Source organism: Streptomyces sp. NPDC040545 (genome assembly GCF_055595065.1).
On sequence record NZ_JBVIWA010000001.1, the window covers coordinates 508,195 to 528,995 of the forward strand.

The following is a 20,801-nucleotide window of genomic DNA, read 5'->3' on the forward strand; positions in this document are numbered from 1 at the left end:
CCGGCCGGCGCCGGGCCCCCCGAACGCCGCACGCCCGGTGGGGCCGGACATCCGGCCCCACCGGGCGTGCGCGTCATTCCGAGGGCTTCGGGGGGCGTCCCCGGCGCGGGATGGGGCCGGGGGCCGAGGGGAGGCGTCCGGCCTCGGCGAGGGCCCGGCGGAGCACGAACTCGATCTGCGCGTTGGCGCTGCGCAGTTCCTCGCCCGCCCAGCGGGCCAGCGCGTCGTACACCTGCGGGTCGAGCCGCAGCAGCACCTGCTTGCGCGCCTGCCGGCCCGCCGGTTTCTCCTCGCCGCCGGGGGTCACTGGTAGAGGGTTCCCGTGTTGACCACCGGCTGGGCGGCGCGGTCGCCGCACAGGACGACCATCAGGTTCGAGACCATGGCCGCCTTGCGCTCCGGGTCCAGGTCCACGATGTCCTGCTCCGCGAGCCGGGTCAGTGCCAGTTCGACCATGCCCACCGCGCCCTCCACGATCTGCTTGCGGGCCGCCACGACCGCGCCCGCCTGCTGGCGCTGGAGCATCGCGGAGGCGATCTCCGGAGCGTACGCGAGGTGCGTGAAGCGGGACTCGATGATGTGCACACCGGCCGCGTCGACGCGGTCGTGCAGTTCGGCCGCCAGCTTCTCGGTGATCTCCTCGGCGTTCCCGCGCAGCGACAGGCCGCCCTCGTCGTGCGCGTCGTAGGGGTACTCGATGGCGATGTGCCGGACCGCCGCCTCGGTCTGGGTCTCGACGAACTCCGTGAAGTCCTCGACCTCGAAGGTGGCCCGGGCCGTGTCCTCGACCCGCCACACCACGACCGCCGCCAGTTCGATCGGGTTGCCGTACGCGTCGTTGACCTTCAGGACGGCCGTCTCGTGGTTGCGCACCCGGGTGGAGATCTTCTCGCGGGAGGTCAGCGGGTTGACCCAGCGCAGCCCGTCGGTGCGGACGGTGCCCTTGTAGCGGCCGAACAGCTGGACGACCCGTGCCTCGCCCGGCGCCACCGTGTTCAGCCCGCACATCGCGAACGTGGAGACCAGGCTCAGGAGTACGCCGAGCGATATGAGGGCCGCCTTGGCCGCGGCGGCCGTGGCCACCGAGCCGGCCACGATCAGACCCGCACTCGCCAGCAGACCCAGGAGACCGAGCAGAAGTGCCAGCCCGCCGCCGACGCTGCGCGCGGTGAACTCCCTTACTCCGTCAGGGGTGGCGTTTTCGTTCGTCATGGTTTGCCCCGTTTCTCAGCTCGCGGCCGGTCGGACCGTCTAGCAAAGTGATATCACTTTTTTGCGCTACAGCAACCCTTCGGCTTAGGTGGGCGTCGGTTCCCATGACGCGGGTGCTGATTCTCACGTCCGAAATGACCGTAATTAGTCATGGTTGGCCAACTTTTGTCACAGCCTGCGGTGTTAGCTTTCTGAGCTGACGTCGGGGGGGAAATCGAGCGGAGCGGGAGCGATGGGCCGAGCAGAAGTGCGTAAGGCGCAGCAGCAGCGCGGTGCGCGGCGTGCGCCGAGCGGACGCGCGCAGGGCACCAAGGGAAGCGGAAGTGCCGGCAAACGCACCGGCATACGCCGCTTCTTCACCTGGAAGAAGATCCTGGGCACGTTCTTCGGGCTGGCCCTGCTCGGCATGGGCGCGCTGGTCGCCCTGTACTTCTGGGTGGAAGAGCCGGACCCCAACAAGCAGGCGCTCCAGCAGAGCAACGTCTACAAGTACTCAGACGGCACGATCATGGCCAGCAAGGGCAAGGTCAACCGCGAGATCCTGGCGATCGACAAGATCCCGATGGACGTGCAGGAAGCGTTCATCGCGATCGAGAACAAGTCCTTCCGCAACGACCAGGGCGTGGACTTCAAGGGTCTGGCCCGCGGTCTGTGGAACACGGCCACCGGGCGCGGCAAGGCCGGTGGCTCCACGATCACCCAGCAGTACGTCAAGAACTACTACTTGACCCAGGATCAGACGGCGAGCCGCAAGCTCAAGGAGCTGGTGATCTCCCTCAAGGTCGACCAGCGCATGAAGAAGCCCGAGATCCTCGCCGGTTACCTGAACACCAGCTACTTCGGGCGCGGCGCGTACGGCATCCAGGCGGCCGCACAGGCCTACTACGGCGTCGACGCCGGCCAGCTGACGCTGGAACAGGGCGCGTACCTGGCCACCCTCGTCCAGGCCCCCAGCCAGTACGACTGGTCGACCGCCAGCGAAGACACCAAGAAGCGGATCATGATCCGCTACAACGCCACCTTCGTGAACATGGTCGAGAACGGCAAGCTGGACGAGGCCAAGCGCCAGACGCTGAAGTTCGCCGACCCGATCCCGCCGCAGCCGCCGATGGGCATGGACGGCCAGAAGGGCTACCTGGTCCAGGCGGCCGAGGCCGAGCTCAACGCCCAGGGCGTCGAGAGGAAGCTGATCGACGCCGGTGGCTGGACGTTCACGCTGAACATCGATCCCAAGAAGCAGGAAGCGCTGGAGAAGGCCGTCCAGGACGAGCTGGAGTCCAAGCTCGACCGCAAGGACACCAAGGGCAAGCCCCAGGACCAGAGCGTGCAGGCCGGTGCCACCTCCGTGGACCCGAAGACCGGCGCGATCGTCGCGATGTACGGCGGCACGAGCCTGAAGGACCACTGGTCCAGCAACGCCCTGCGCAAGGACTACCAGCCCGGCTCGACCTTCAAGCCGATCGTGCTCGCCTCCGCGCTGGAGAACGGGGCGAAGACCCAGGACGGCAAGCCGATCACGCCGAACGCGCTCTACGACGGCACCAGCAAGCGCCAGGTCGTCGGCAGCGACATCCCGTTCGCCCCGCAGAACCAGGAAGACCGCAACTTCGGCACCCCGATGATGACGGTCCAGGAAGCGACCAACTTCTCGGTCAACTCCGTCTACGCGCAGATGATCGTGGACGTCGAGCCGCGCAACGTGAAGAAGACGGCCCTGGCCCTCGGCATGAAGGACCGCGAGGGCTGGCCCGAGGACAAGCCGGCCATGTCGCTCGGCACCATGAGCGCCAACACCGTGGAGATGGCGGGCGTCTACGCCACCTTCGACAACCACGGCAAGAAGGTCACGCCGACCATCATCAAGAAGGCCGAGCACAAGGACCGCGAGGTCCCGCCGGCCCAGCCCGTCGGTTCCCAGGCCATCAGCCGCCAGACCGCCGACACCGTCACCAAGGTGCTCACGGGCGTCGTCAACGACGAGGGCGGATCCGGCAACAAGGTCCGCAGCAGCGCCTACGAGGCCGCCGGCAAGACCGGTACCACCGAGAACAACGTCTCCGGCTGGTTCTCCGGGTTCACCCCGGAGCTGGTCACCGTCGTCGCGATCTTCGGCGAGGAGCCCGGCACCGCCAAGCAGGTCACCCTGACCGGTACGGCCGGCCTCGGCCGACTGGGCGGCTCCAGCTTCCCGGCCTCGATCTGGAAGGCGTACACGCTCGCCGTCCTCAAGGGCAACGCGGGCAAGTTCCAGCTCAGCGAGGCGGAGATGGGCGCCGTGCAGACGCCGTCCCGCAGCGCCTCGCCGACGCCGTCGACGTCGCCGTCCTCCAGCGCCCCGGCGGCCAGCAGCAGCCCGCCGCAGTCCCCGACGCCGACCCCGACGCCCACGGCGACCAAGACGACCCCGACGACGCCGACCCCGACGGTGCCGACCCCGACGCCCACGGCGACCAAGACCAACGGTCCCAAGCCGCCGGACCCGCCGCTGGTGCCCGAGCGCTAGGCCCCCTGCAGGCCCACGACAGACCGCCGCCCCGCAGCCTTCCAAGGCTGCGGGGCGGCGGTCTTCGCGCCGTCGGGCGATCAGCGCCGCTCGGGCGTCCCCGGCAGCGACAGCTCGAACCAGACGACCTTTCCGCTGCTGAGCCGCGTCGCACCCCAGCGGCGGGCCATCCGGTTGACCAGGAACAGGCCGCGGCCGCCCTCGTCGGTGTCCCGGGCCCGGCGCTGGCGCGGCAGCTGCGGCGAGTCGTCGCCGACCTCGCAGCGCAGTACGTCCGTACGCAGCAGGCGCAGGGTCACGGGCCGCTCCGCGTACCGGACGGCATTGGTGACCACCTCGCTGACCAGCAGTTCGAGCGAGTCGCTCAGCTCCTCCAGACCCCACCGGGTCAGGGCGCGGCGGGCGAACCGGCGGGCCCGGCCCGGGGCGGTCTCCTCCGGGTCCAGGAACCAGTACGCGACGTCGCTGGGCGCGATCCCGTCGAACCGGGCCGCGAGCAGCGCGATGTCGTCGTCCCGGTCGCCCGGGCCGAGCATGTCCAGGACGTCGTCGCAGAGCGCCTCCAGCGGCGGCGGATGGTCCAGGCCGGTCAGCTGGGCGGTGGTGGCGAGGCGCTCGCGGAGCTGCTCGATGCCGGTCCACACGTCCCGCAGGCGCGACTCCACCAGGCCGTCGGTGTAGAGCAGCAGGGTGCCCCCGGCGGGCGCGTCCAGTTCCACGGCCTCGAAGTCCACGCCGCCGACGCCGATGGGGGCGCCGGGGGGCACGCGGAGCACCTCGGCGCGGCCGCCCAGGTGCAGCAGCACCGGCGGCGGATGGCCCGCGTTGGCGATGGTGATCCGGTGCGCGACGGGATCGTAGACGGCGTACAGGCAGGTGGCCATGCGGTCGGAGCCGAGGCGCTGCGCCTGCTCGTCCAGGTGGTGCAGGACCTCGGCGGGCGGCAGGTCCAGCTGCGCGAGGGTCTGGGCGGTGGTGCGCAGCTGCCCCATGATCGCGGCGGAGGTCATGGAGTGGCCCATGACGTCGCCGACGACGAGCGCGACGCGGCTGCCGGGCAGCGGTATGGCGTCGTACCAGTCGCCGCCGACCCGGGCCGTCTCGGCGGCGGGCAGGTAGCGGGAGGCGAGCCGCACCCCGGTGGGCTGCGGAAGGCTGTCGGGCAGCATGGTGCGCTGCAACTCGTCGGCGATGTACGCCTCACGGCCGTAGAGGACCGCCTTGTCGATGCCGAGTGCGGTGTGGGTGGCCAGCTGGGCGGCGACCAGGAGGTCGTTCTGCTCGAAGGCGGGCCGCTCGGGGCTGCGCAGGAAGACCGCGGCGCCGATCACCCGGCGGCGGCCGCGCAGGGGGGCGAGGACGGCCCGGTTGCCGCGCGGCAGCGGGTGGTCGACGCCGAGCAGCTCGGGCAGTGCGGCCCGGGCGGCGGCGGAGGACCCGAAGACGGGCCGTACGCCGCGCAGCACCTCGGCGAGCGCGCCGCCGGGCCGGATCTCGCACAGCTCGGCCGCGGGCAGGTCACCCTGCGGGCCGACCAGCGGCAACTGGCTGAAGTCGAGCTCGCCGGTGGCCCCCGCGGCCCCGGCGAGGTCCATCCCCGCGCCGATGGTGCTGCTGATGCCGGTCAGATCGTCGATCGGCCGGAGCCGGTCGGTGCGGCGGAGCCTTAAAACGACCGGGCCGACGGGCCGCTCGTCGCCGACCGGGAGCGGGTCGCGCAGGTAGACGAGGATGGCGTCCGAGAAGGTCGGCACAGTGGCCCGGCACAGCCCCAGCACGATCTCGTCGAGGTCGATGCCGCGGGCGATCCGCCGGGTGGCGGCGCCGACGAAGCGCAGCCGGTCGCCCTCGCGGCGCGCGGCGGTCGCCTCTGGGGCCGGTCCGGCGCCGCCTCCGTGGCGGCCGGCCCCGCCTTCACCGCTCGTCATCGTGCCCGCCACGGGGCCGTCGCCGTCATCGGTCATGTCGTCACTCCCGCCGCGCGGGCGTGGGGCCTCGGCGGGACCGTCGTGCCCGGCCGCCCCGATCGACGCGTCGAGGGCGCTCGCACCGGGCCGGGGGCGGGCCGCGCCCTCACCGGGCTCGGCCGGTACCTCGCCGGGGGCGGCCGCGTTGCGGCGGGGCCGGGGGAGCCCGGCGGAACCGCCCGCGCCCGCCGCGGAGCGGGCCGCGCGCACGTCGGAGGCCGCCGCGGCAGCCGCACCGTCCGGATCGGCCGCCGGGCCGGAACCGGCGCTCGCGGCATGCGTGCGTACGGCCTCGGTGGCGGCGATGGGCGCCTTGCCGTGGCCGGCCTCGTCCGTACCTCCGCCGGAGGCGACGGGCTGCGGGCCCTCCTGGGAGGTGGGGTACTCCGTCACGCGTGGATTTCCGTCCGTTTGCGCTCGATGTGCGCTGCACTCAACTCGGTCAGTCGCGGTATACCCGCTCAGCGGCCCGGGCACCATCACCCCGAGATTCCTGCCCCAAACTTCTCTCGCCACCTCCGGCCGGGAGGTGCCCCAGGCGGACCCCCGCCCCCTCGTCGCCTCTCGTCGTGCGTCCGACCTCCGGTCAAATCCCTTGTGCGGAGCGACACTTGCACAACGGTGCATCCACCGCACCGTCCCGCGCGCGTGATCTCGTGGAGGACGATCCTACGTTTGAACCCTGGGGGCGCATCAAGGGTCTCATGAGGTCATATGCGCCGGGGTGCCGTCCCAGTCCTCCGGAAGGGCCGGAATCCTCCAGGCCGGATCCGGCCGCCAGTCCTCCCAGCCGCCGGAGAACGGGGCACCCCATTCCGTGATCACCCCGACCGCCGCGCGGCCCGCCTCCCGTACCCGGTCGGCCTGCTCACGGCCCATCAGACCGCACCGCTGCGCCTGCGCGAACTCGTCCTCGTCCAGCCACTCCCAACTGCGGTCCGGGTAGACGGCGATGTCCAGGAAGTGGTCCACGGAATCCACCCCGCCGGCCCAGCGCGAGCGCGGCTCCTCGAGGTTCACGTACCAGTTCTTGAACTGCCAGCCGGGGCCCCAGAACAGCCACACCGACCAGGCGTCCCCGGGCCGGGCCAGTTTCAGGACACCGCCGCCGAACCAGCGCGACCGTACGGTCGTCCGCGGCGCGGTGTAGCGGGTGGCGAGCGGTTCCTGGTGGACGGAGGTGCCGTCGGCGAGGACCGGCTTGACGCATTCGGTGCCAGGGGCCATCCACACCGCCAGCAGCTCGTCCGTGTCCTGGACCACGGTCACGGGGCGGCAGATGTGGACCGGGCCCTTCAGTCCCGGGGCGTGATCGCGGTAGCGCCAGAGGATCTGCTCCCCGGGTGCCCAGCGCGGGCCCTGCGCGGGGCTCCGCGGCGCGCTCCGCGCCGCGGAGTTCCCGGGCTTGAAAGTACCTGTCATGCGCAGATCTTAGGGCGGGGGTCCCCGGGCCCGCTGCGGCGCAGGTCACCGGGGGGTTCGGCGATGAGAATCGACCGGATCCGGCCCCCGCCCGAGGGGGCGGCCGGACGGGTCAGGGATGCGTCATGCGCAGCACGTCCAGGGCCTCGTCGAGCTGCTCCAGGGTGAGGGCGCCGCGCTCCACGTAACCGGACTCCAGGACCACCTCCCTGATCGTCTTGCGCTCGGCGAGGGACCTCTTGGCGACCTTGGCGGCCTCCTCGTAGCCGATGTAGCGGTTGAGCGGGGTGACCACGGAGGGCGAGGACTCGGCGTACTCCCTGGCCCGGGCCTCGTTGGCGGTGATTCCGTCGATCGTACGGTCGGCCAGCAGGCGGCTCACGTTGCCGAGCAGCCGGATCGATTCGAGGAGGTTCCTGGCCATCACCGGGAGCATCACGTTGAGCTCGAAATTGCCGGCCGCACCCGCCACGGCGACGGCCGCGTCGTTCCCCATGACCTGTGCGGCGACCATCAGGACGGCCTCCGGGACCACCGGATTGACCTTCCCGGGCATGATCGAGGAGCCCGGCTGGAGATCCGGGAGATTGATTTCGGCCAAACCGGTGCGCGGTCCGGAAGCCATCCAGCGAAGGTCGTTGGAGATTTTGGTGAGGGAGACGGCGATCGTACGGAGCATTCCGGAGGTCTCCACGAGGGCGTCCCGGGCCCCCTGCGCCTCGAAGTGGTCGCGGGCCTCGGTCAGCGGCAGCCCGGTCGTGGCGGCGACCTCGGCGATCACCGCGGCGGAGAACCCGGGCGGGGTGTTGATGCCGGTGCCCACCGCGGTGCCGCCCAGCGGCAGCTCGGCCAGCCGTGGCAGGGCGGCCCGCAGCCGCTCGACGCCGTAGCGGATCTGGACGGCGTATCCGCCGAACTCCTGGCCGAGAGTGACCGGGGTGGCGTCCATCAGGTGGGTCCGCCCGGCCTTGACGACCTGCGCGAACTCGTCGGCCTTGCGCTCCAGTGCGGCCGCCAGGTGTTCCAGGGCCGGGATCAGCTCGCCGGTGACGGCGGCGGTGGCGGCGATGTGGATGGACGACGGGAACACGTCGTTGGAGCTCTGCGAGGCGTTGACGTGGTCGTTGGGGTGGACCTCGCGGCCCAGGCGCTCGGTGGCGAGGGTGGCGATCACCTCGTTGGTGTTCATGTTGGACGAGGTCCCGGAGCCGGTCTGGAAGACGTCCACGGGGAAGTGGTCGTCCCAGCGGCCGTCCGCGACCTCGGCGGCGGCGGAGCGGATCGCGTCGGCGACGTCCTGGTCCACCACGCCGAGCTTCGCGTTCACCACGGCGGCGGCGGCCTTGATCCGGGCGAGTGCCTCGATGTGGGCGCGCTCCAACCGCTGCCCGGAGATGGGGAAGTTCTCGACCGCGCGCTGGGTCTGGGCGCGCCATTTGGCGTACCGGGGCACCCGTACGTCGCCCATGGAGTCGTGCTCGATCCGGAACGCGTCGGCCTGCTGGTCATCCGTCATTTCTGTGGCCTCCTCAAAAAGTTGAGCAATTGTCTTGTTCGAAGTGTTCCCAACTCCCCTACCGGCCAGTAAATACCGGGGGTAACACCCACTTCCGGGGAGGCGTTCCATGGCACGTGCCCGTACGAGACCCATGCTCAGATCTACCTTCGCCGCCGCCGCGGCGATCGCGGCCGCCCTGGGGGGTGTCACCGCCATCACCCCCCTGGCCCAGGCGGCGCCCGCCTCCGGGGCCGTCGCCGTGCCGCTGTCGCCCGAGCTGGAGGCCATCCGGGCCGCGGAGGCCACCAAGATCTACGGCGATCCTGCCGTACGTCCGCCGAACGAGCGCAAAACCGGCCTGATATCGCTGGGCGACAGCGAGATTTCGGGCGAAGGCGTCGGCAACTACGACCCCGCGACCAACACGCCGGACAACCAGTGCCACCGCTCGCCCGACGCGGCGATCCACCGCACCGGCATACCGGCCGACCTGACCTTCAACGTCGCCTGCTCCGGCGGCTACACCGGCAACATCAGGATCGGCGGCAGCAAGCAGTACGCCGACGAGCTGGTGCAGAGCGACAACCTGGCCGTCAAGGCGCGCAACACGAAGATCAAGATGGTCCTGCTGGTCGCCGGGGCCAACGACGACCTCCAGTTCGGCCCGGTCATGACCGACTGCGTGACCCGCTGGGTGCTCAGCCAGGGCACCTGCGAGCCCAAGTATGGGCCCGGCTGGCAGGCGCGCGTCGACGGCCTGAAGCCCAAGGTGGAGGCCACCGTCGCGGACCTCAGGACCGTCATGCGCGACGCCGGCTACGCCGACTCCGACTACAAGCTGGTCGTGATGGGCTACCCCAGCCCCATCGGGCCCGACTTCTACGACAACCCGAACTTCCCCGGCAAGCTGCCCGGCGGCTGCGCCGGCTACGACTCCGACGCCGCCTGGGGCCGCAACTACGCGGTGCCCGCCTTCGAGAAGGGCATGCGTGCGGCGGCCCTCGCTTCCGGCGCGGTCTACCTGGACAACTCGCGGCTCTTCCACGGCCACGAGGTCTGCATGGAGGACACCTGGGCGCGCGGCCTCTACCTGGACCTCGGGGACCACTTCCCGTGGGACGAGAACACCGCCCGCCAGTCCTTCCACCCCAACTACCGCGGCCACGGCGCCTTCGCGTCGTGCCTGACCCAGCTCTACGACTCGGGCCTGCGCGAAGCCTCCTGCGCCGACCCCGCGAGCACCGGGACGCCCGTCCTGCAGGCCGGCGCCTGGGACGACAAGTTCAAGGCCCTCAGGAACGAGGCGACCGGCAACTGCCTCGACTCCTTCGGCGGCTCCAGCGCCGATGAGACCAAGATCGTCGGATGGGACTGCCACGGCGGCCGCAACCAGGGCTGGTGGTACGACAGCGTCCGCAGGTCCGTCCACATCGAACTGACCCAGGACCGCTGCCTCGACGCCCCCGGCGCCAACTACGGCTCCGGCACCGGTCTGATCATCTGGAACTGCCACGGCGGCGCGAATCAGCAGTTCGTCCGCGACGGTGCCACCTTCCGCCCCGCCGCCGCCCCGGGCATGTGCCTGACGGTGGCCGCCGCCCACGAGCCGCTGCGCCTGCAGACCTGCAACGGGTCCGCCAACCAGCGCTTCGTGTAACCGCCCCGCACCCGCAGACCCCCCACGCCCGGCCGGCGCACCCCGGCCGGGTGTTTCCATGCCGGGCCCGGTGCCGGGCCGGGTGCCGGGCCGGATTCCCCGCGGGGCGTTCTCGTGTTCGGCGAACTCATGTCCGCTGCTCGGAGGGGGTGTTGTGGCAGGGTGACGGTGGCCCCCCGCCCTCCGGCGGGCGCCGACCTGATGCCTCGTTTCCACCGTTCCGACCGTTTCCACGTAAGGGTGAGTCCGATCCTCGTAGCAGCCGCAGCCCTCCTGTCGTCAAAGTCCCGTCGGGCCCGCGGGCGGTCGGCGCTACTTTGCGGTCACAGCCTGGCGCACCGCGGCGGAGCGGGCCTGACGGCCGCCGCCGCCGGGCCGCGCGTCAGCGGCTCTCCAGCTGCTCCCGTACCTGCCGGGGCCGGTTGGTGATGATCGTGTCCACGCCGAGCCGCAGGCACAGCTCCACGTCCCGCGGCTCGTCCACCGTCCACACCCGCACCGACAGCCCCTTCGCCTTCAGCCGGGCCACCAGCCCCGGGTCCCGGCGTACGAGGTCGATGCCCGGGCCCGCGTGGGTCGCGTAGGGCGGGCGCACCGGGCGCAGCCGCCGCTCGATCAGGTAGACGGCCGGCAGGCCGGGCACGAGCCGGTGCAGCCGGGTCAGGGCGTTCCGCGAGAAGCTCATCACCTCGACCCGCCCGGCCGCTCCGTCGGCCAGCCCGTACTCCCGGAGCATCCGCACCAGCTCGGCCTCCAGCCGGCCGCCGGCCCGGGTCGGGTGCTTGGTCTCCACGGCCAGCCCGACGGGCCGGGGCGCGGCCAGCGCCTCCCGGAGCAGGTCCTCGAAGAGCAGCACCCGGGCCCCGGCGTGCCCGGCTCCCTTCCACGCCCCGAAGTCGAGCGCGGACAGCTGCTCGTAGGTCATCTCGGAGACCACCCCGCGCCCGTCGGAGGTCCGCTCCACCCGCCGGTCGTGCACGCACACCAGCTTGTGGTCGGCGGTGAGGCGTACGTCGCATTCGAGCGCGTCGGCCCCGTCGGCGATGGCCTGCCGGTAGGCGGCGAGGGTGTGCTCGGGGTGCTCGTCGGAGGCCCCGCGATGTGCGACCACGCGGACGGCACGGTCAGTGCGGAGATGCATCTGCGTCATGCCCGAGACGTTATCCGGATGCGTGGGACGTCCCGGTATCGCATCCTGCCCGGATGGCTGAACAGCGGACGTACCTGACCTCACACTGCGAGCCGTGCGAGGACTGCGTCCAGGAGGACTGGCAGTTCATCCGGGACGGCGAGCTGCACTGGGCGGGGTTCGAGCACTGCCCGCGGTACGAGGTCCACGTCTGCGACGACGGCCGGGGCGTACCGCCGCCGCGGGTCCGGGAGCGCATCGTGGCCCGGGAGGGAACGGTTCACCTGCCGGTCGGCGGGCCCGACGGGGTGCCGATCGCGCTGCTGCGCGAGGTGTACGGGCTGAGCATCGCCGAGGTGGCGGCCGCGCGGAAGGCGGGGCACCGGGCCACCCCCGTTGAGGCCCGGTACCTGTCGGGTCCGACGCCGTGACTACGACTACGACTACGACGACGGCTTCGGCCGCGGGGCCAGAGGCGCCGGGGTGACCTTGAAGCCGCCCTTGGTGACCTCGGTGAAGGGGGCCGGTGCCATGCAGGTGCCCACGCGGGGCTCGGACACCGATCCGTCGGCCTTCACGTCGACGTTGGCGATGCCCCACGAGAAGCCCACCCGGTCGGGCCCGCCGCGCTCCCCGTCCTGGACGCTGATCCCGATCCGCTTGCCCTCCCAGCCGACGTTCGAGGACGTGACCACCGCGGTGATCGTGGCCGTCCTGCCGCCGGTGACCATGCAGTCCACCTCCGCCTCGGCGACGCCGGTGAAGTTCGCGTCGGGCATGGCGTGGTAGACGGTCACCTTGCCGCGCGCGTCGACCGGCATGCCCTGTTCCCCGCCCGGGGCCGGGAAGGGCCTGCTCCACGGGGCGGCGTCGGCGTCGACGGTGAAGCGGATGTCGTGCTCCTTCGGCACGTAGGGGTAGGACACCGTCCCGCCGCCGTGCACCGAGGCGAGCTTCGGCGCGGCCGGAGCGGCTGAGGCCGGCGCCGCTGGGGCCGGAGCCGCGGGGGCCGGAGCCGCGCCGATCAGCGTCGCCACGAGGGCGGCGGCCGTTCCGGCCAGGACAAGGGCGCGCTTGCGGTTCTTCATCGTGAACTCCCTTTGAAAGTGAGGCCGTTCGGCTACGGGAACAGCCTCGCCGGGAGCCCTGCGGCCTGCCATCTGCCGATGGGCGGATATGCCTGAGGGCCTCTCCCCCGAACGGGGGAGAGGCCCTCAGGCTGTCGCGCTACAGACCCGGGCCGCGGACCGGGATGTGGGTGAACGTCGGCTCCGGGGCCGGGTTCTGGAAGAAGTCGTTGCCCTTGTCGTCGACCACGATGAAGGCCGGGAAGTCCTCGACCTCGATCTTCCAGACCGCCTCCATGCCGAGTTCCTCGTACTCAAGGACCTCGACCTTCTTGATGCAGTCCTGGGCGAGGCGCGCCGCCGGGCCGCCGATCGAGCCCAGGTAGAAGCCGCCGTGCGCACCGCACGCGTCCGTCACCTGCTGGGAGCGGTTGCCCTTGGCCAGCATGACCTTGGAGCCGCCCGCCGCCTGGAACTGCTCGACGTAGGAGTCCATGCGGCCGGCCGTGGTCGGGCCGAAGGAGCCCGACGCGTAGCCCTCGGGGGTCTTCGCGGGACCCGCGTAGTAGACCGGGTGGTCCTTCAGGTACTGCGGCATCGGCGCGCCCGAGTCCAGCAGCTCCTTGATCTTGGCGTGCGCGATGTCGCGCGCCACGACCAGCGGGCCGGTGAGGGAGAGGCGGGTCTTCACCGGGTGCCGGGTCAGGGTCGCCAGGATGTCGTCCATCGGCTGGTTCAGGTCGATCTTGACGACGTCCGCCGAGTCGTCCAGGTGCTCGTGCGTGGTGTCCGGCAGGAAGCGCGCCGGGTCCGTCTCCAGCTGCTCCAGGAAGACGCCCTCGGCAGTGATCTTCGCGGTGGCCTGGCGGTCCGCCGAGCAGGACACCGCGATGGCGACCGGCAGGGACGCGCCGTGCCGGGGGAGGCGCACGACGCGGACGTCGTGGCAGAAGTACTTGCCGCCGAACTGCGCGCCGATGCCGATCTTCTGCGTCAGCTCGAAGACCTGCTGCTCCAGGGCTTCGTCGCGGAAGCCGTGGCCCAGCGGGGAGCCCTCGCGGGGCAGCTCGTCCAGGTAGTGCGCCGAGGCGTACTTGGCGGTCTTCAGCGCGTGCTCGGCGGAGGTGCCGCCGACCACGATCGCCAGGTGGTAGGGCGGGCAGGCCGCCGTACCGAGCGAGCGGATCTTCTCCTCCAGGAACTTCATCATGGAGGCCTCGTTGAGGACCGCCTTGGTCTCCTGGTAGAGGAAGGACTTGTTGGCCGAGCCGCCGCCCTTGGCCATGAAGAGGAACTTGTACGCGCCGCCGTCGGTCGCGTACAGCTCGATCTGCGCGGGCAGGTTCGAGCCGGTGTTCTTCTCCTCCCACATGGTCAGCGGCGCCATCTGCGAGTAGCGCAGGTTGAGGCGGGTGTACGCGTCGTAGATGCCGCGGGAGAGGGCCGCCTCGTCACCGCCCTCGGTCAGCACGTTCTGGCCGCGCTTGCCCATGACGATCGCCGTGCCCGTGTCCTGGCACATCGGCAGCACGCCGGCCGCCGCGATGTTCGCGTTCTTCAGCAGGTCCAGGGCCACGAACTTGTCGTTCGAGGAGGCCTCGGGGTCGTCGATGATGCGGCGCAGCTGCGCGAGGTGCGCGGGGCGCAGGAAGTGCTGGATGTCGTGGATGGCCTCTTCGGCGAGCTTGCGCAGCGCCTCCGGCTCCACCTTGAGGAACGTACGGCCGTCCGCCTCGAAGGTGGACACGCCTTCGGCGGTCACCAGCCGGTACGGGGTGGTGTCCTCGCCCAGGGGCAGCAGGTCGGTGTACGCAAACTCTGGCATGACGGCAGTCATTCCTCACTCGGCAGACGGCGCTGGCGACCAATTGGCAGCGCGGTCAACCAGCGTAGGACCTCTCGCCGGGGGCGTGTCTGTGAGGTAAGGCTCACTCGGCAGTATCGCGATCTATCGTGTCTGGCTATGCTGGGCGTCGTGGACCTGGAAAAGCACCCCGCCGCCCCCGCACCCGCCCCCGTTCCCGGGACGGCGGCCCCCGCCGGGCTGCGCGCCTCCGACGCGGACCGGGACCGGATCGCGCAGATCCTCGGCGACGCCGTCGCCGAAGGCCGGCTGACGGCCGAGGAGCATTCCGACCGCCTGGACACGCTCTACGCGGTCAAGACCGTCGGCGAGCTGGAAGTGCTCGTACGGGATCTGCCCGCGCCCGGCGGCGTCCATGCCGCGCCCGCCCACGCGGCCCCCTCCACCGCCCCGGGCGGCCCCGCCGAGACCATAGTGGCCGTCTGCAGCAGCTCGGCCCGCAAGGGCCGCTGGCGGCCGGGCGCGCACACCCGTGCGATCTCGGTCATGGGCGACATCAACATCGACCTCACCGAGGCGGTCTTCGAACAGCAGGTCACCGAGATCAACGTGACCTGTGTCCTCGGCAACGTCGAGGTCCTGGTCCCGGAGAACGTCACCCTGCGCGGCTACGGCAGCGGGGTCCTCGGCAACTTCGAGGTGCGCGGCGAGGGCCGTGGCGAGAGCGACCCGCAGGCACCGGTGGTGATCGTGCGGGGCTTCGCCCTGCTGGGCAACATCGAGGCGCGGCCCAAACTCGGCGCCCGCCTGGTGGACCTGGCCCGCAAGCTGCGCAAGCACCTGGACGGCTGAGCCCGCACGGCCCGGCGCGCCGTCGGCCGGACGCACGGCGGGTCCGACGAAAATCGGCCGACGGCTCACCGGAGCGCGCCCTAGGGTCCGGACCATGACGACAACCGAGTGGGAACTGCTCGACCAGGCGTACGCGACCCTGCGCGAGGCCGCCCTGGGGGTACCCGCGGACGGCTGGGACCGCCCGACCCCCTGCGCGCGGTGGAACGTCACCCAGGTCCTCCAGCACGCCGCGGGCGACCAGCTGGCCTACGCCGCCCGCCTGACCGGCGGGCCCGGGCCCGCCGAGGACCCCTTCGCGCCCTCCGGCGCCCTGGCGGGCACGCCGGCCGACCTGCTGGACCCGGCGCTCGCGGCCGCGGCCGAGGCCTTCGCCGGGGTCGCCCCCGGTGACGCCGAGGTGGCGGTGCCGCTGCCGCCCTTCTCCGTACCGGCCGGGACGGCCGTCGGCGCCGCCGCCCTCGACGCCGCCGTGCACGCCTGGGACATCGCCGTCGCCACGGGCCGCCCGCCCGGCCTGACCGACGCGCTGGCCGCCGCCCTGCGCCCGGCCGCCGACACCCTCGCCGAGCCCCTGCGCGGCTTCGCCTACGGCCCGGTCTTCCCCCTCGCGCCCGGCGCGGACGAGGGCGCCGCGGCGCGCCTGCTGGCCTTCCTCGGGCGGGATCCCGGGTGGGCCGCACCCGCGGCGTGACGGCCCGCGCGGCGGGGTCTTGTTTCGGACGAACCCCCGGCGGCCCGTGGCGCGCGGTGCATAGGGGCGCGTACAGCGGGTAGGGACAGGTGCGTCGTCTCTCGCTCACGTATACGTCGTCAGGAGTAGACCGTGCCGCATCCGCCGCATCAGTCCTTGCAGGTAGCCGCCGTCCAGAGTTTTCCGGGGCGCGCGGCGGCCGTGCCGAAGCCGCGGGTGCCGGCGAGGGCGGAGGACGGCCCATGGCATGCGGAGGCGGTGTGCCGCCGCGACGAGGCGGGGCTCTTCTTCGCGCCGTCCAAGGAGCCGACAGCGGCCCGGCTCTCCCGCGAGGAGGCAGCCAAGCGCGTCTGCGCCCGCTGCCCGGTGATGGTCGCCTGCCGGGAACACGCGCTGCTCCAGCCCGAGCCGTACGGGGTGTGGGGCGGGCTCACCGCGGCCGAGCGCCGGGTGGTGCTGGCGCGGATGCGGCGCAGGGCCGCCGAGCTGCGCCAGGCCCCGGGGTCCGGGCCGATCGCCGCGGCGGGCTGAGCCGGTCGCGGGCGGCCGGCCGTGGATGTGCGAGAGGGGCGGTACCGCCGCACGCGGTGACCGCCCCTCTCGCTTCCCCACTCCGGTGTGACTAGTGCGCGCGGTCGAAGTCGATCGCGCTGTACGCGCGCAGCTTCGACAGGCGGTGCGTGGAGTCGATCCGTCGGATCGTGCCCGACTTCGAGCGCATGACCAGCGAGGACGTCGTCGCGGTCTCCGAGCGGTAGTGGACACCGCGCAGCAGCTCGCCGTCGGTGATGCCGGTGGCGACGAAGAAGACGTTCTCGCCGGACACCAGGTCGTTCGTGGTCAGGACGCGGTCGAGGTCGTGACCGGCGTCGAGCGCACGCTGGCGCTCGGCCTCGTCCTTCGGCCAGAGCTTGCCCTGGATGGTGCCGCCGAGGCACTTTATGGCGCACGCCGAGATGATGCCCTCGGGCGTGCCGCCGATGCCGAGGAGCAGGTCGACTCCGGTGCCCTCGCGCACGGCCATGACCGAGCCCGCGACGTCGCCGTCGGAGATGAACTTGATCCGGGCGCCGGTCTCGCGGATCTCCTTGACGATGCCCTCGTGGCGGGGGCGGTCCAGGATGACCACGGTGACGTCCTCGACGGCCATGTTCTTGGCCTTGGCGACCCGGCGGATGTTCACCGAGACGGGTGCGTTGATGTCGACGAAGTCGGCGGCCTCGGGGCCGGTGACCAGCTTCTCCATGTAGAACACCGCGGACGGGTCGAACATGGTGCCGCGGTCGGCGGCCGCCAGGACGGCGATGGCGTTCGGCATGCCCTTGGCGTTCAGGGTGGTGCCGTCGATCGGGTCGACGGCGATGTCGACCTCGGCGCCCGTGCCGTCGCCGACCCGCTCGCCGTTGAAGAGCATGGGGGCCTCGTCCTTCTCCCCCTCGCCGATGACGACGACACCGTTCATCGAGACGGTGGAGATCAGGGTGCGCATCGCGTTGACCGCGGCACCGTCCGCGCCGATCTTGTCACCGCGTCCGACCCACCGGCCCGCGGCCATGGCGGCGGCCTCGGTGACCCGGACGAGTTCCAGTGCGAGGTTGCGGTCGGGGGCCTCCGGAGAGACTTCGAGCTGGGGCGGCAGGTTGTGCTCGGTCATCGGAGCGCACCTTTCTGTACGGCGACGGCCGGGAAGTGAGGGTGCTGGAACTCTATCGGTACGTCGACATATTGAGCAGGGCGGGTCACGTATGAGCGGCATATCGGTCAGTCGATTGTCCTGAGCGGACGTCTTGCGGTCCTCCAGGGCTTTCCAGGAGCCTCGCATGACTCTCCAGGACTCTCCAGGGTCCACCGACGCGCGCCGCACCGCGACCCCGGCGGTGATCGCCGCCCCGGGATGCGGGACGATGGGTCCCGTGGCAGGTATGAAAGGCAAGCAGACGGTCTGGGACATGGTCCGGTCGCTGGGGGTGATCGGCATCGTCGTCGCCGGGATCTACCTCTTCGTTCCCCATGACGAGCAGGCCGATCCGACGCGCACGGTCGACTACCGGGTGGAAACCCTGACGGCCCGGCGCGCGGCCCCGTATCCGGTGGCGTCCCCGGTGGGGCTCCAGGAGCAGTGGCGGGCGACCTCGGTGACGTACGAGCGCAAGAACGCCAATGCCTGGCACCTGGGCTTCCTCGACCCGGAGCGGCAGTACGCGGCGGTGGAGCAGTCCACGGACACCTCGGCGAAGTACCTCGCCAAGGTCACCCAGCACGCGACGGCCACCGGACAGACGCAGCAGGTCGGTGACCTGACCTGGGAGCGCTGGGACGGCGAGAAGTACGACGCCCTCGTGCGGCAGGAGCAGGGCCACGTCACGGTGGTGACCGGCACGGCCTCCTTCGAGCAGCTCGGCGTGCTGGCGGCGGCGCTGGAGTTCAAGCAGGGCAAGTAGGGCAAAGTAGGGCTTCGCGCGGCTGCGCGCAGCCGCCGCGTACGCGAGAAGGGCCGTGGGGGGGGGGGGGGGGGGGGGGGGGGGGGGGTGTGGGGGGGGGGAGGGGGGGGGGGGGGTGGGGGGGGGGGGGGGGGGTTCGTACCCCCCCCCCCCCCCCCCCCACCCCCCCCCCCCCCCCCCCCCCCCCCCCCCCCCCACCCACAAACCCCCCCCCCCCCCCCCCCCCCCCCCCCCCCCCCCACGGCCCTTCTGCGTGTGCGGCGACTGCGGCGCCGGTCAGACGGTGGTGATGACCTCGTCGATGGACAGGCGCGGGGAGCGGTCGAACCAGGCACCCTCGGCGGCCGGCTTGCCGATGTTGATGACCATGATCGGGGTGTGGTCGGCGTCCAGGAATTCCTTCTGGATGCCGGCGAAGTCGGCCCCGGTCATCGGGCCCGCGGCCAGGCCGGCGGCGCGGATGCCGATGATGAAGTACGCGGCCTGCAGCGCGGAGTTCAGCAGCGCGGACTGCTCGCGGACCGGGCGCTCGGAGAAGAACGCGTCCTTGGCCTGCGGGAAGTGCGGCAGCAGCTGCGGGAGCTCCTCGTGGAACTCGTTGTCCGCGGAGAGGATCGCGACCAGCGGGGCGGTGGCGGTCTTGGCGTCGTTGCCCTTGGCCATGTGCTTCACGAGGCGCTCGCGGGCCTCGGGGGAGCGGACCAGGGTGATGCGCAGCGGGGTCTGGTTGAAGGCGGTGGGACCGAACTTCACCAGGTCGTATATCGCCTGGACCTGCTCCTCGGTGACCGGCTCGTCGGTGAACGAGTTGGCCGTGCGGGCCTCGCGGAACAGCAGGTCCTGCGCGGCGGAGTCAAGAACGAGAGACATCGGAAAGCCTTCTTCCATACGGAGGTGAAGCGATGTCCCAGACTCTACGGCCGAGATAGATGAATTTTCAACTAAATCCGTCTCCGGGTGACCGGGATCACTCCTCGGCCGGCTCGCGCGCCGCCAGCGCCGAGTCCAGCCGGGCCCGGGCCCCCTCCAGCCAGTGCCGGCACACCTTCGCCAGCTCCTCGCCGCGCTCCCAGAGCGCGAGGGAGTCCTCCAGCGAGGTCCCGCCGGCCTCCAGCTTGCGGACGACCTCGATGAGTTCGTCGCGTGCCTGCTCGTACCCCAGCGCCGTTCCGGCCTCTGCCATTCCCGTATCCATCCTCTGTGTGTCGTGCGACCACGTGATTGCGGCCGCGTGTCGCTATTCCGAAGCGGCCGTTGCGGCCGGGGCCTCCGGGGAACCGGGGGCGTGCGGGGCCTCCGGGACCTCCTGGGCCTCCAGTGCGGAGACCTCCACGGTGAACGTGCCCTCCGCCACCCGCGCGCGCAGCACGTCGTGGGGAGCCACCTCCCCCGGTGAGCGCACCACATGGCCGTCGGCCCGCTGCAGCACGGCGTACCCCCGCTCCAGGGTCGCCGCCGGGGACAGCGCCACCACCCGGGCGAGGGTGTGCGCGAGTTCCGAGTCGGCCCGGTCCAGCAGGTGCCCCAGCGTGCGCCGGGTGCGGGCCAGCAGGGCGTCCAGCTCGTCCTCGCGGATCTCCACCATCCGCTGGGGGTGGACGAAGACCGGCCGGGCCAGGGCGTGGGCGAGGCCCCGTTCCTCCCGGTCGAGCAGCCCGCTGACCGCGCGCAGCCCCCGGGCCTGCAGCTGGCGTACGCGCTCCAGCTCCTCGCCGACGTCCGGTACCACCTTCTTCGCCGCGTCCGTGGGCGTGGAGGCCCGGACGTCCGCGACCAGGTCCAGCAGCGGGGAGTCCGGCTCGTGGCCGATCGCCGAGACCACCGGGGTACGGGCCGCCGCGACCGTCCGGACCACCTCCTCGTCGGAGAAGGGCAGCAGGTCCTCCACGCTGCCGCCGCCGCGCGCCACGATGATCACGTCGACCTCGTCGATGGCGTCGAGCTCCTTGACCGCCTCGACGACCTGGGGCACCGCGTGCACCCCCTGGACGGCGACGTTGCGCACCTCGAAACGGACCGCCGGCCAGCGGCGCCGGGCGTTCTCCAGGACATCGCGCTCGGCCGCCGAGGCCCGCCCGACCACCAGCCCGATCAGCTGCGGCAGGAACGGCAGCGGCTTCTTGCGCTCCAGCGCGAAGAGCCCCTCGGAGGCCAGGGACCGCTTGAGGCGCTCCAGCCGGGCGAGGAGCTCCCCGATGCCGACCGGCCGTATCTCCGTGGCCCGCAGGGACAGCTGTCCGCGCGGGGCGTACCACTCGGGCTTGGCCAGGAGGACGACCCGGGCACCCTCGGAGACCACGTCCGCGACCTCGTCGAAGACCTGGCGGAAGCAGGTCACGCTGACGGAGATGTCGTGCGAGGGGTCGCGCAGCGTCAGGAAGACCACCCCCGCTCCCGGCCGCCGCGAGAGCTGCGTGATCTGCCCCTCCACCCACACCTGGCCGAGCCGCTCGATCCAGCCCCCGATGAGCCGGGACACCTGGCCTACCGGCAGCGGCGCCTCGGCCGACGTATTCAGACCCATGCACGCAGGCTATCCGGCGCCGCCGACAGTG

19 protein-coding genes are annotated in these 20,801 nt (G+C 71.8%); 7 read left to right on the forward strand and 12 right to left on the reverse strand.

Annotated elements, in window-relative coordinates; translation table 11 throughout:
* Positions 1 to 73 precede the first annotated feature (73 nt).
* Positions 74 to 358 carry a type II toxin-antitoxin system antitoxin gene (locus tag ACZ573_RS02505; protein WP_471297976.1) on the reverse strand — a complete coding sequence of 95 codons (285 nt, stop codon included), beginning with the start codon at positions 356 to 358 and terminating at the stop codon, positions 74 to 76.
* Positions 304 to 1,212 carry an SPFH domain-containing protein gene (locus tag ACZ573_RS02510; RefSeq protein WP_471297979.1) on the reverse strand — a complete coding sequence of 303 codons (909 nt, stop codon included), beginning with the start codon at positions 1,210 to 1,212 and terminating at the stop codon, positions 304 to 306. The genes ACZ573_RS02505 and ACZ573_RS02510 overlap by 55 nt, the downstream gene beginning before the upstream one ends.
* 232 nt (positions 1,213 to 1,444) lie before the next feature.
* Between ACZ573_RS02510 and ACZ573_RS02515 the strand changes: the two genes are divergently transcribed.
* Positions 1,445 to 3,715 carry a transglycosylase domain-containing protein gene (locus tag ACZ573_RS02515; RefSeq protein WP_471297982.1) on the forward strand — a complete coding sequence of 757 codons (2,271 nt, stop codon included), beginning with the start codon at positions 1,445 to 1,447 and terminating at the stop codon, positions 3,713 to 3,715.
* An 80-nt stretch (positions 3,716 to 3,795) separates the two neighbouring features.
* Here ACZ573_RS02515 and ACZ573_RS02520 read toward each other — a convergent pair whose 3' ends face one another.
* The 3 genes from ACZ573_RS02520 to ACZ573_RS02530 form a co-directional block, all read right to left on the reverse strand.
* Positions 3,796 to 6,075, reverse strand: coding sequence for a SpoIIE family protein phosphatase (locus ACZ573_RS02520; protein ID WP_471297984.1), 2,280 nt, complete (start codon positions 6,073 to 6,075; stop codon positions 3,796 to 3,798).
* 309 nt (positions 6,076 to 6,384) lie between these two features.
* Complete coding sequence (fomD, locus tag ACZ573_RS02525; RefSeq protein WP_471297987.1) at positions 6,385 to 7,104, reverse strand: cytidylyl-2-hydroxypropylphosphonate hydrolase; 720 nt, start codon at positions 7,102 to 7,104, stop codon at positions 6,385 to 6,387.
* Between the two features lie 112 nt (positions 7,105 to 7,216).
* Entirely contained in the window at positions 7,217 to 8,620 is a 1,404-nt protein-coding gene (locus tag ACZ573_RS02530) for a class II fumarate hydratase (RefSeq protein WP_471297990.1), read from the reverse strand.
* Between the two features lie 133 nt (positions 8,621 to 8,753).
* Here ACZ573_RS02530 and ACZ573_RS02535 point away from each other — a divergent pair, with 133 nt between their 5' ends.
* Positions 8,754 to 10,259, forward strand: coding sequence for a ricin-type beta-trefoil lectin domain protein (locus ACZ573_RS02535; protein ID WP_471297993.1), 1,506 nt, complete (start codon positions 8,754 to 8,756; stop codon positions 10,257 to 10,259).
* A 382-nt stretch (positions 10,260 to 10,641) separates the two neighbouring features.
* Here ACZ573_RS02535 and ACZ573_RS02540 read toward each other — a convergent pair whose 3' ends face one another.
* Positions 10,642 to 11,409 carry a glycerophosphodiester phosphodiesterase gene (locus tag ACZ573_RS02540; protein WP_471297996.1) on the reverse strand — a complete coding sequence of 256 codons (768 nt, stop codon included), beginning with the start codon at positions 11,407 to 11,409 and terminating at the stop codon, positions 10,642 to 10,644.
* Between the two features lie 53 nt (positions 11,410 to 11,462).
* Between ACZ573_RS02540 and ACZ573_RS02545 the strand changes: the two genes are divergently transcribed.
* A complete protein-coding gene (locus ACZ573_RS02545; protein WP_471297999.1) occupies positions 11,463 to 11,819 on the forward strand; it encodes a hypothetical protein in 357 nt (118 codons plus the stop codon).
* 12 nt (positions 11,820 to 11,831) lie between these two features.
* Here the strand turns inward: ACZ573_RS02545 and ACZ573_RS02550 are convergent, their stop codons facing one another.
* Together ACZ573_RS02550 and ACZ573_RS02555 are read right to left on the reverse strand one after the other, a co-directional pair.
* Entirely contained in the window at positions 11,832 to 12,476 is a 645-nt protein-coding gene (locus ACZ573_RS02550; RefSeq protein WP_471298001.1) for a hypothetical protein, read from the reverse strand.
* Between the two features lie 139 nt (positions 12,477 to 12,615).
* On the reverse strand, positions 12,616 to 14,280 hold the full coding sequence (locus tag ACZ573_RS02555) for a fumarate hydratase (protein WP_471298004.1): 1,665 nt from the start codon (positions 14,278 to 14,280) through the stop codon (positions 12,616 to 12,618).
* 150 nt (positions 14,281 to 14,430) lie between these two features.
* On the opposite strand from ACZ573_RS02555, the gene ACZ573_RS02560 reads away from it, so the two are divergent.
* The 3 genes from ACZ573_RS02560 (at position 14,431) to ACZ573_RS02570 (ending at position 16,336) form a co-directional block, all read left to right on the forward strand.
* A complete protein-coding gene (locus ACZ573_RS02560; protein WP_471298007.1) occupies positions 14,431 to 15,111 on the forward strand; it encodes a DUF1707 SHOCT-like domain-containing protein in 681 nt (226 codons plus the stop codon).
* 94 nt (positions 15,112 to 15,205) lie between these two features.
* Positions 15,206 to 15,805 carry a TIGR03086 family metal-binding protein gene (locus ACZ573_RS02565; RefSeq protein ID WP_471298010.1) on the forward strand — a complete coding sequence of 200 codons (600 nt, stop codon included), beginning with the start codon at positions 15,206 to 15,208 and terminating at the stop codon, positions 15,803 to 15,805.
* A gap of 132 nt (positions 15,806 to 15,937) precedes the next feature.
* Complete coding sequence (locus ACZ573_RS02570) at positions 15,938 to 16,336, forward strand: WhiB family transcriptional regulator (RefSeq protein ID WP_390799336.1); 399 nt, start codon at positions 15,938 to 15,940, stop codon at positions 16,334 to 16,336.
* Between the two features lie 91 nt (positions 16,337 to 16,427).
* Here the strand turns inward: ACZ573_RS02570 and glpX are convergent, their stop codons facing one another.
* On the reverse strand, positions 16,428 to 17,459 hold the full coding sequence (gene glpX / locus ACZ573_RS02575) for a class II fructose-bisphosphatase (RefSeq protein WP_030011229.1): 1,032 nt from the start codon (positions 17,457 to 17,459) through the stop codon (positions 16,428 to 16,430).
* A gap of 268 nt (positions 17,460 to 17,727) precedes the next feature.
* On the opposite strand from glpX, the gene ACZ573_RS02580 reads away from it, so the two are divergent.
* Positions 17,728 to 18,246, forward strand: coding sequence for a DUF4245 domain-containing protein (locus ACZ573_RS02580; protein WP_471299026.1), 519 nt, complete (start codon positions 17,728 to 17,730; stop codon positions 18,244 to 18,246).
* Between the two features lie 276 nt (positions 18,247 to 18,522).
* Here ACZ573_RS02580 and ACZ573_RS02585 read toward each other — a convergent pair whose 3' ends face one another.
* The 3 genes from ACZ573_RS02585 to xseA all read right to left on the reverse strand — a co-directional run bounded on the left by ACZ573_RS02585 (position 18,523) and on the right by xseA (position 20,770).
* A complete protein-coding gene (locus tag ACZ573_RS02585) occupies positions 18,523 to 19,116 on the reverse strand; it encodes a malonic semialdehyde reductase (protein ID WP_471298013.1) in 594 nt (197 codons plus the stop codon).
* A 97-nt stretch (positions 19,117 to 19,213) separates the two neighbouring features.
* On the reverse strand, positions 19,214 to 19,429 hold the full coding sequence (locus ACZ573_RS02590) for an exodeoxyribonuclease VII small subunit (protein WP_471298016.1): 216 nt from the start codon (positions 19,427 to 19,429) through the stop codon (positions 19,214 to 19,216).
* Positions 19,430 to 19,483: 54 nt separating this feature from the next.
* Positions 19,484 to 20,770: an exodeoxyribonuclease VII large subunit gene (gene xseA, locus ACZ573_RS02595; RefSeq protein WP_471298019.1), complete on the reverse strand. Its 1,287-nt coding sequence runs from the start codon at positions 20,768 to 20,770 to the stop codon at positions 19,484 to 19,486.
* Positions 20,771 to 20,801: the final 31 nt, after the last annotated feature.

Coding starts and splice junctions, on each gene's coding strand:
- ACZ573_RS02510 (WP_471297979.1), bottom strand. CDS start 1,212: ATGACGAACGAAAACGCCACCCCTGACGGAGTAAGGGAGTTCACCGCG.
- ACZ573_RS02515 (WP_471297982.1), top strand. CDS start 1,445: ATGGGCCGAGCAGAAGTGCGTAAGGCGCAGCAGCAGCGCGGTGCGCGG.
- fomD (WP_471297987.1), bottom strand. CDS start 7,104: ATGACAGGTACTTTCAAGCCCGGGAACTCCGCGGCGCGGAGCGCGCCG.
- ACZ573_RS02530 (WP_471297990.1), bottom strand. CDS start 8,620: ATGACGGATGACCAGCAGGCCGACGCGTTCCGGATCGAGCACGACTCC.
- ACZ573_RS02535 (WP_471297993.1), top strand. CDS start 8,754: ATGCTCAGATCTACCTTCGCCGCCGCCGCGGCGATCGCGGCCGCCCTG.
- ACZ573_RS02540 (WP_471297996.1), bottom strand. CDS start 11,409: ATGACGCAGATGCATCTCCGCACTGACCGTGCCGTCCGCGTGGTCGCA.
- ACZ573_RS02545 (WP_471297999.1), top strand. CDS start 11,463: ATGGCTGAACAGCGGACGTACCTGACCTCACACTGCGAGCCGTGCGAG.
- ACZ573_RS02550 (WP_471298001.1), bottom strand. CDS start 12,476: ATGAAGAACCGCAAGCGCGCCCTTGTCCTGGCCGGAACGGCCGCCGCC.
- ACZ573_RS02555 (WP_471298004.1), bottom strand. CDS start 14,280: ATGCCAGAGTTTGCGTACACCGACCTGCTGCCCCTGGGCGAGGACACC.
- ACZ573_RS02565 (WP_471298010.1), top strand. CDS start 15,206: ATGACGACAACCGAGTGGGAACTGCTCGACCAGGCGTACGCGACCCTG.
- glpX (WP_030011229.1), bottom strand. CDS start 17,459: ATGACCGAGCACAACCTGCCGCCCCAGCTCGAAGTCTCTCCGGAGGCC.
- ACZ573_RS02580 (WP_471299026.1), top strand. CDS start 17,728: ATGAAAGGCAAGCAGACGGTCTGGGACATGGTCCGGTCGCTGGGGGTG.
- ACZ573_RS02585 (WP_471298013.1), bottom strand. CDS start 19,116: ATGTCTCTCGTTCTTGACTCCGCCGCGCAGGACCTGCTGTTCCGCGAG.
- ACZ573_RS02590 (WP_471298016.1), bottom strand. CDS start 19,429: ATGGCAGAGGCCGGAACGGCGCTGGGGTACGAGCAGGCACGCGACGAA.
- xseA (WP_471298019.1), bottom strand. CDS start 20,770: ATGGGTCTGAATACGTCGGCCGAGGCGCCGCTGCCGGTAGGCCAGGTG.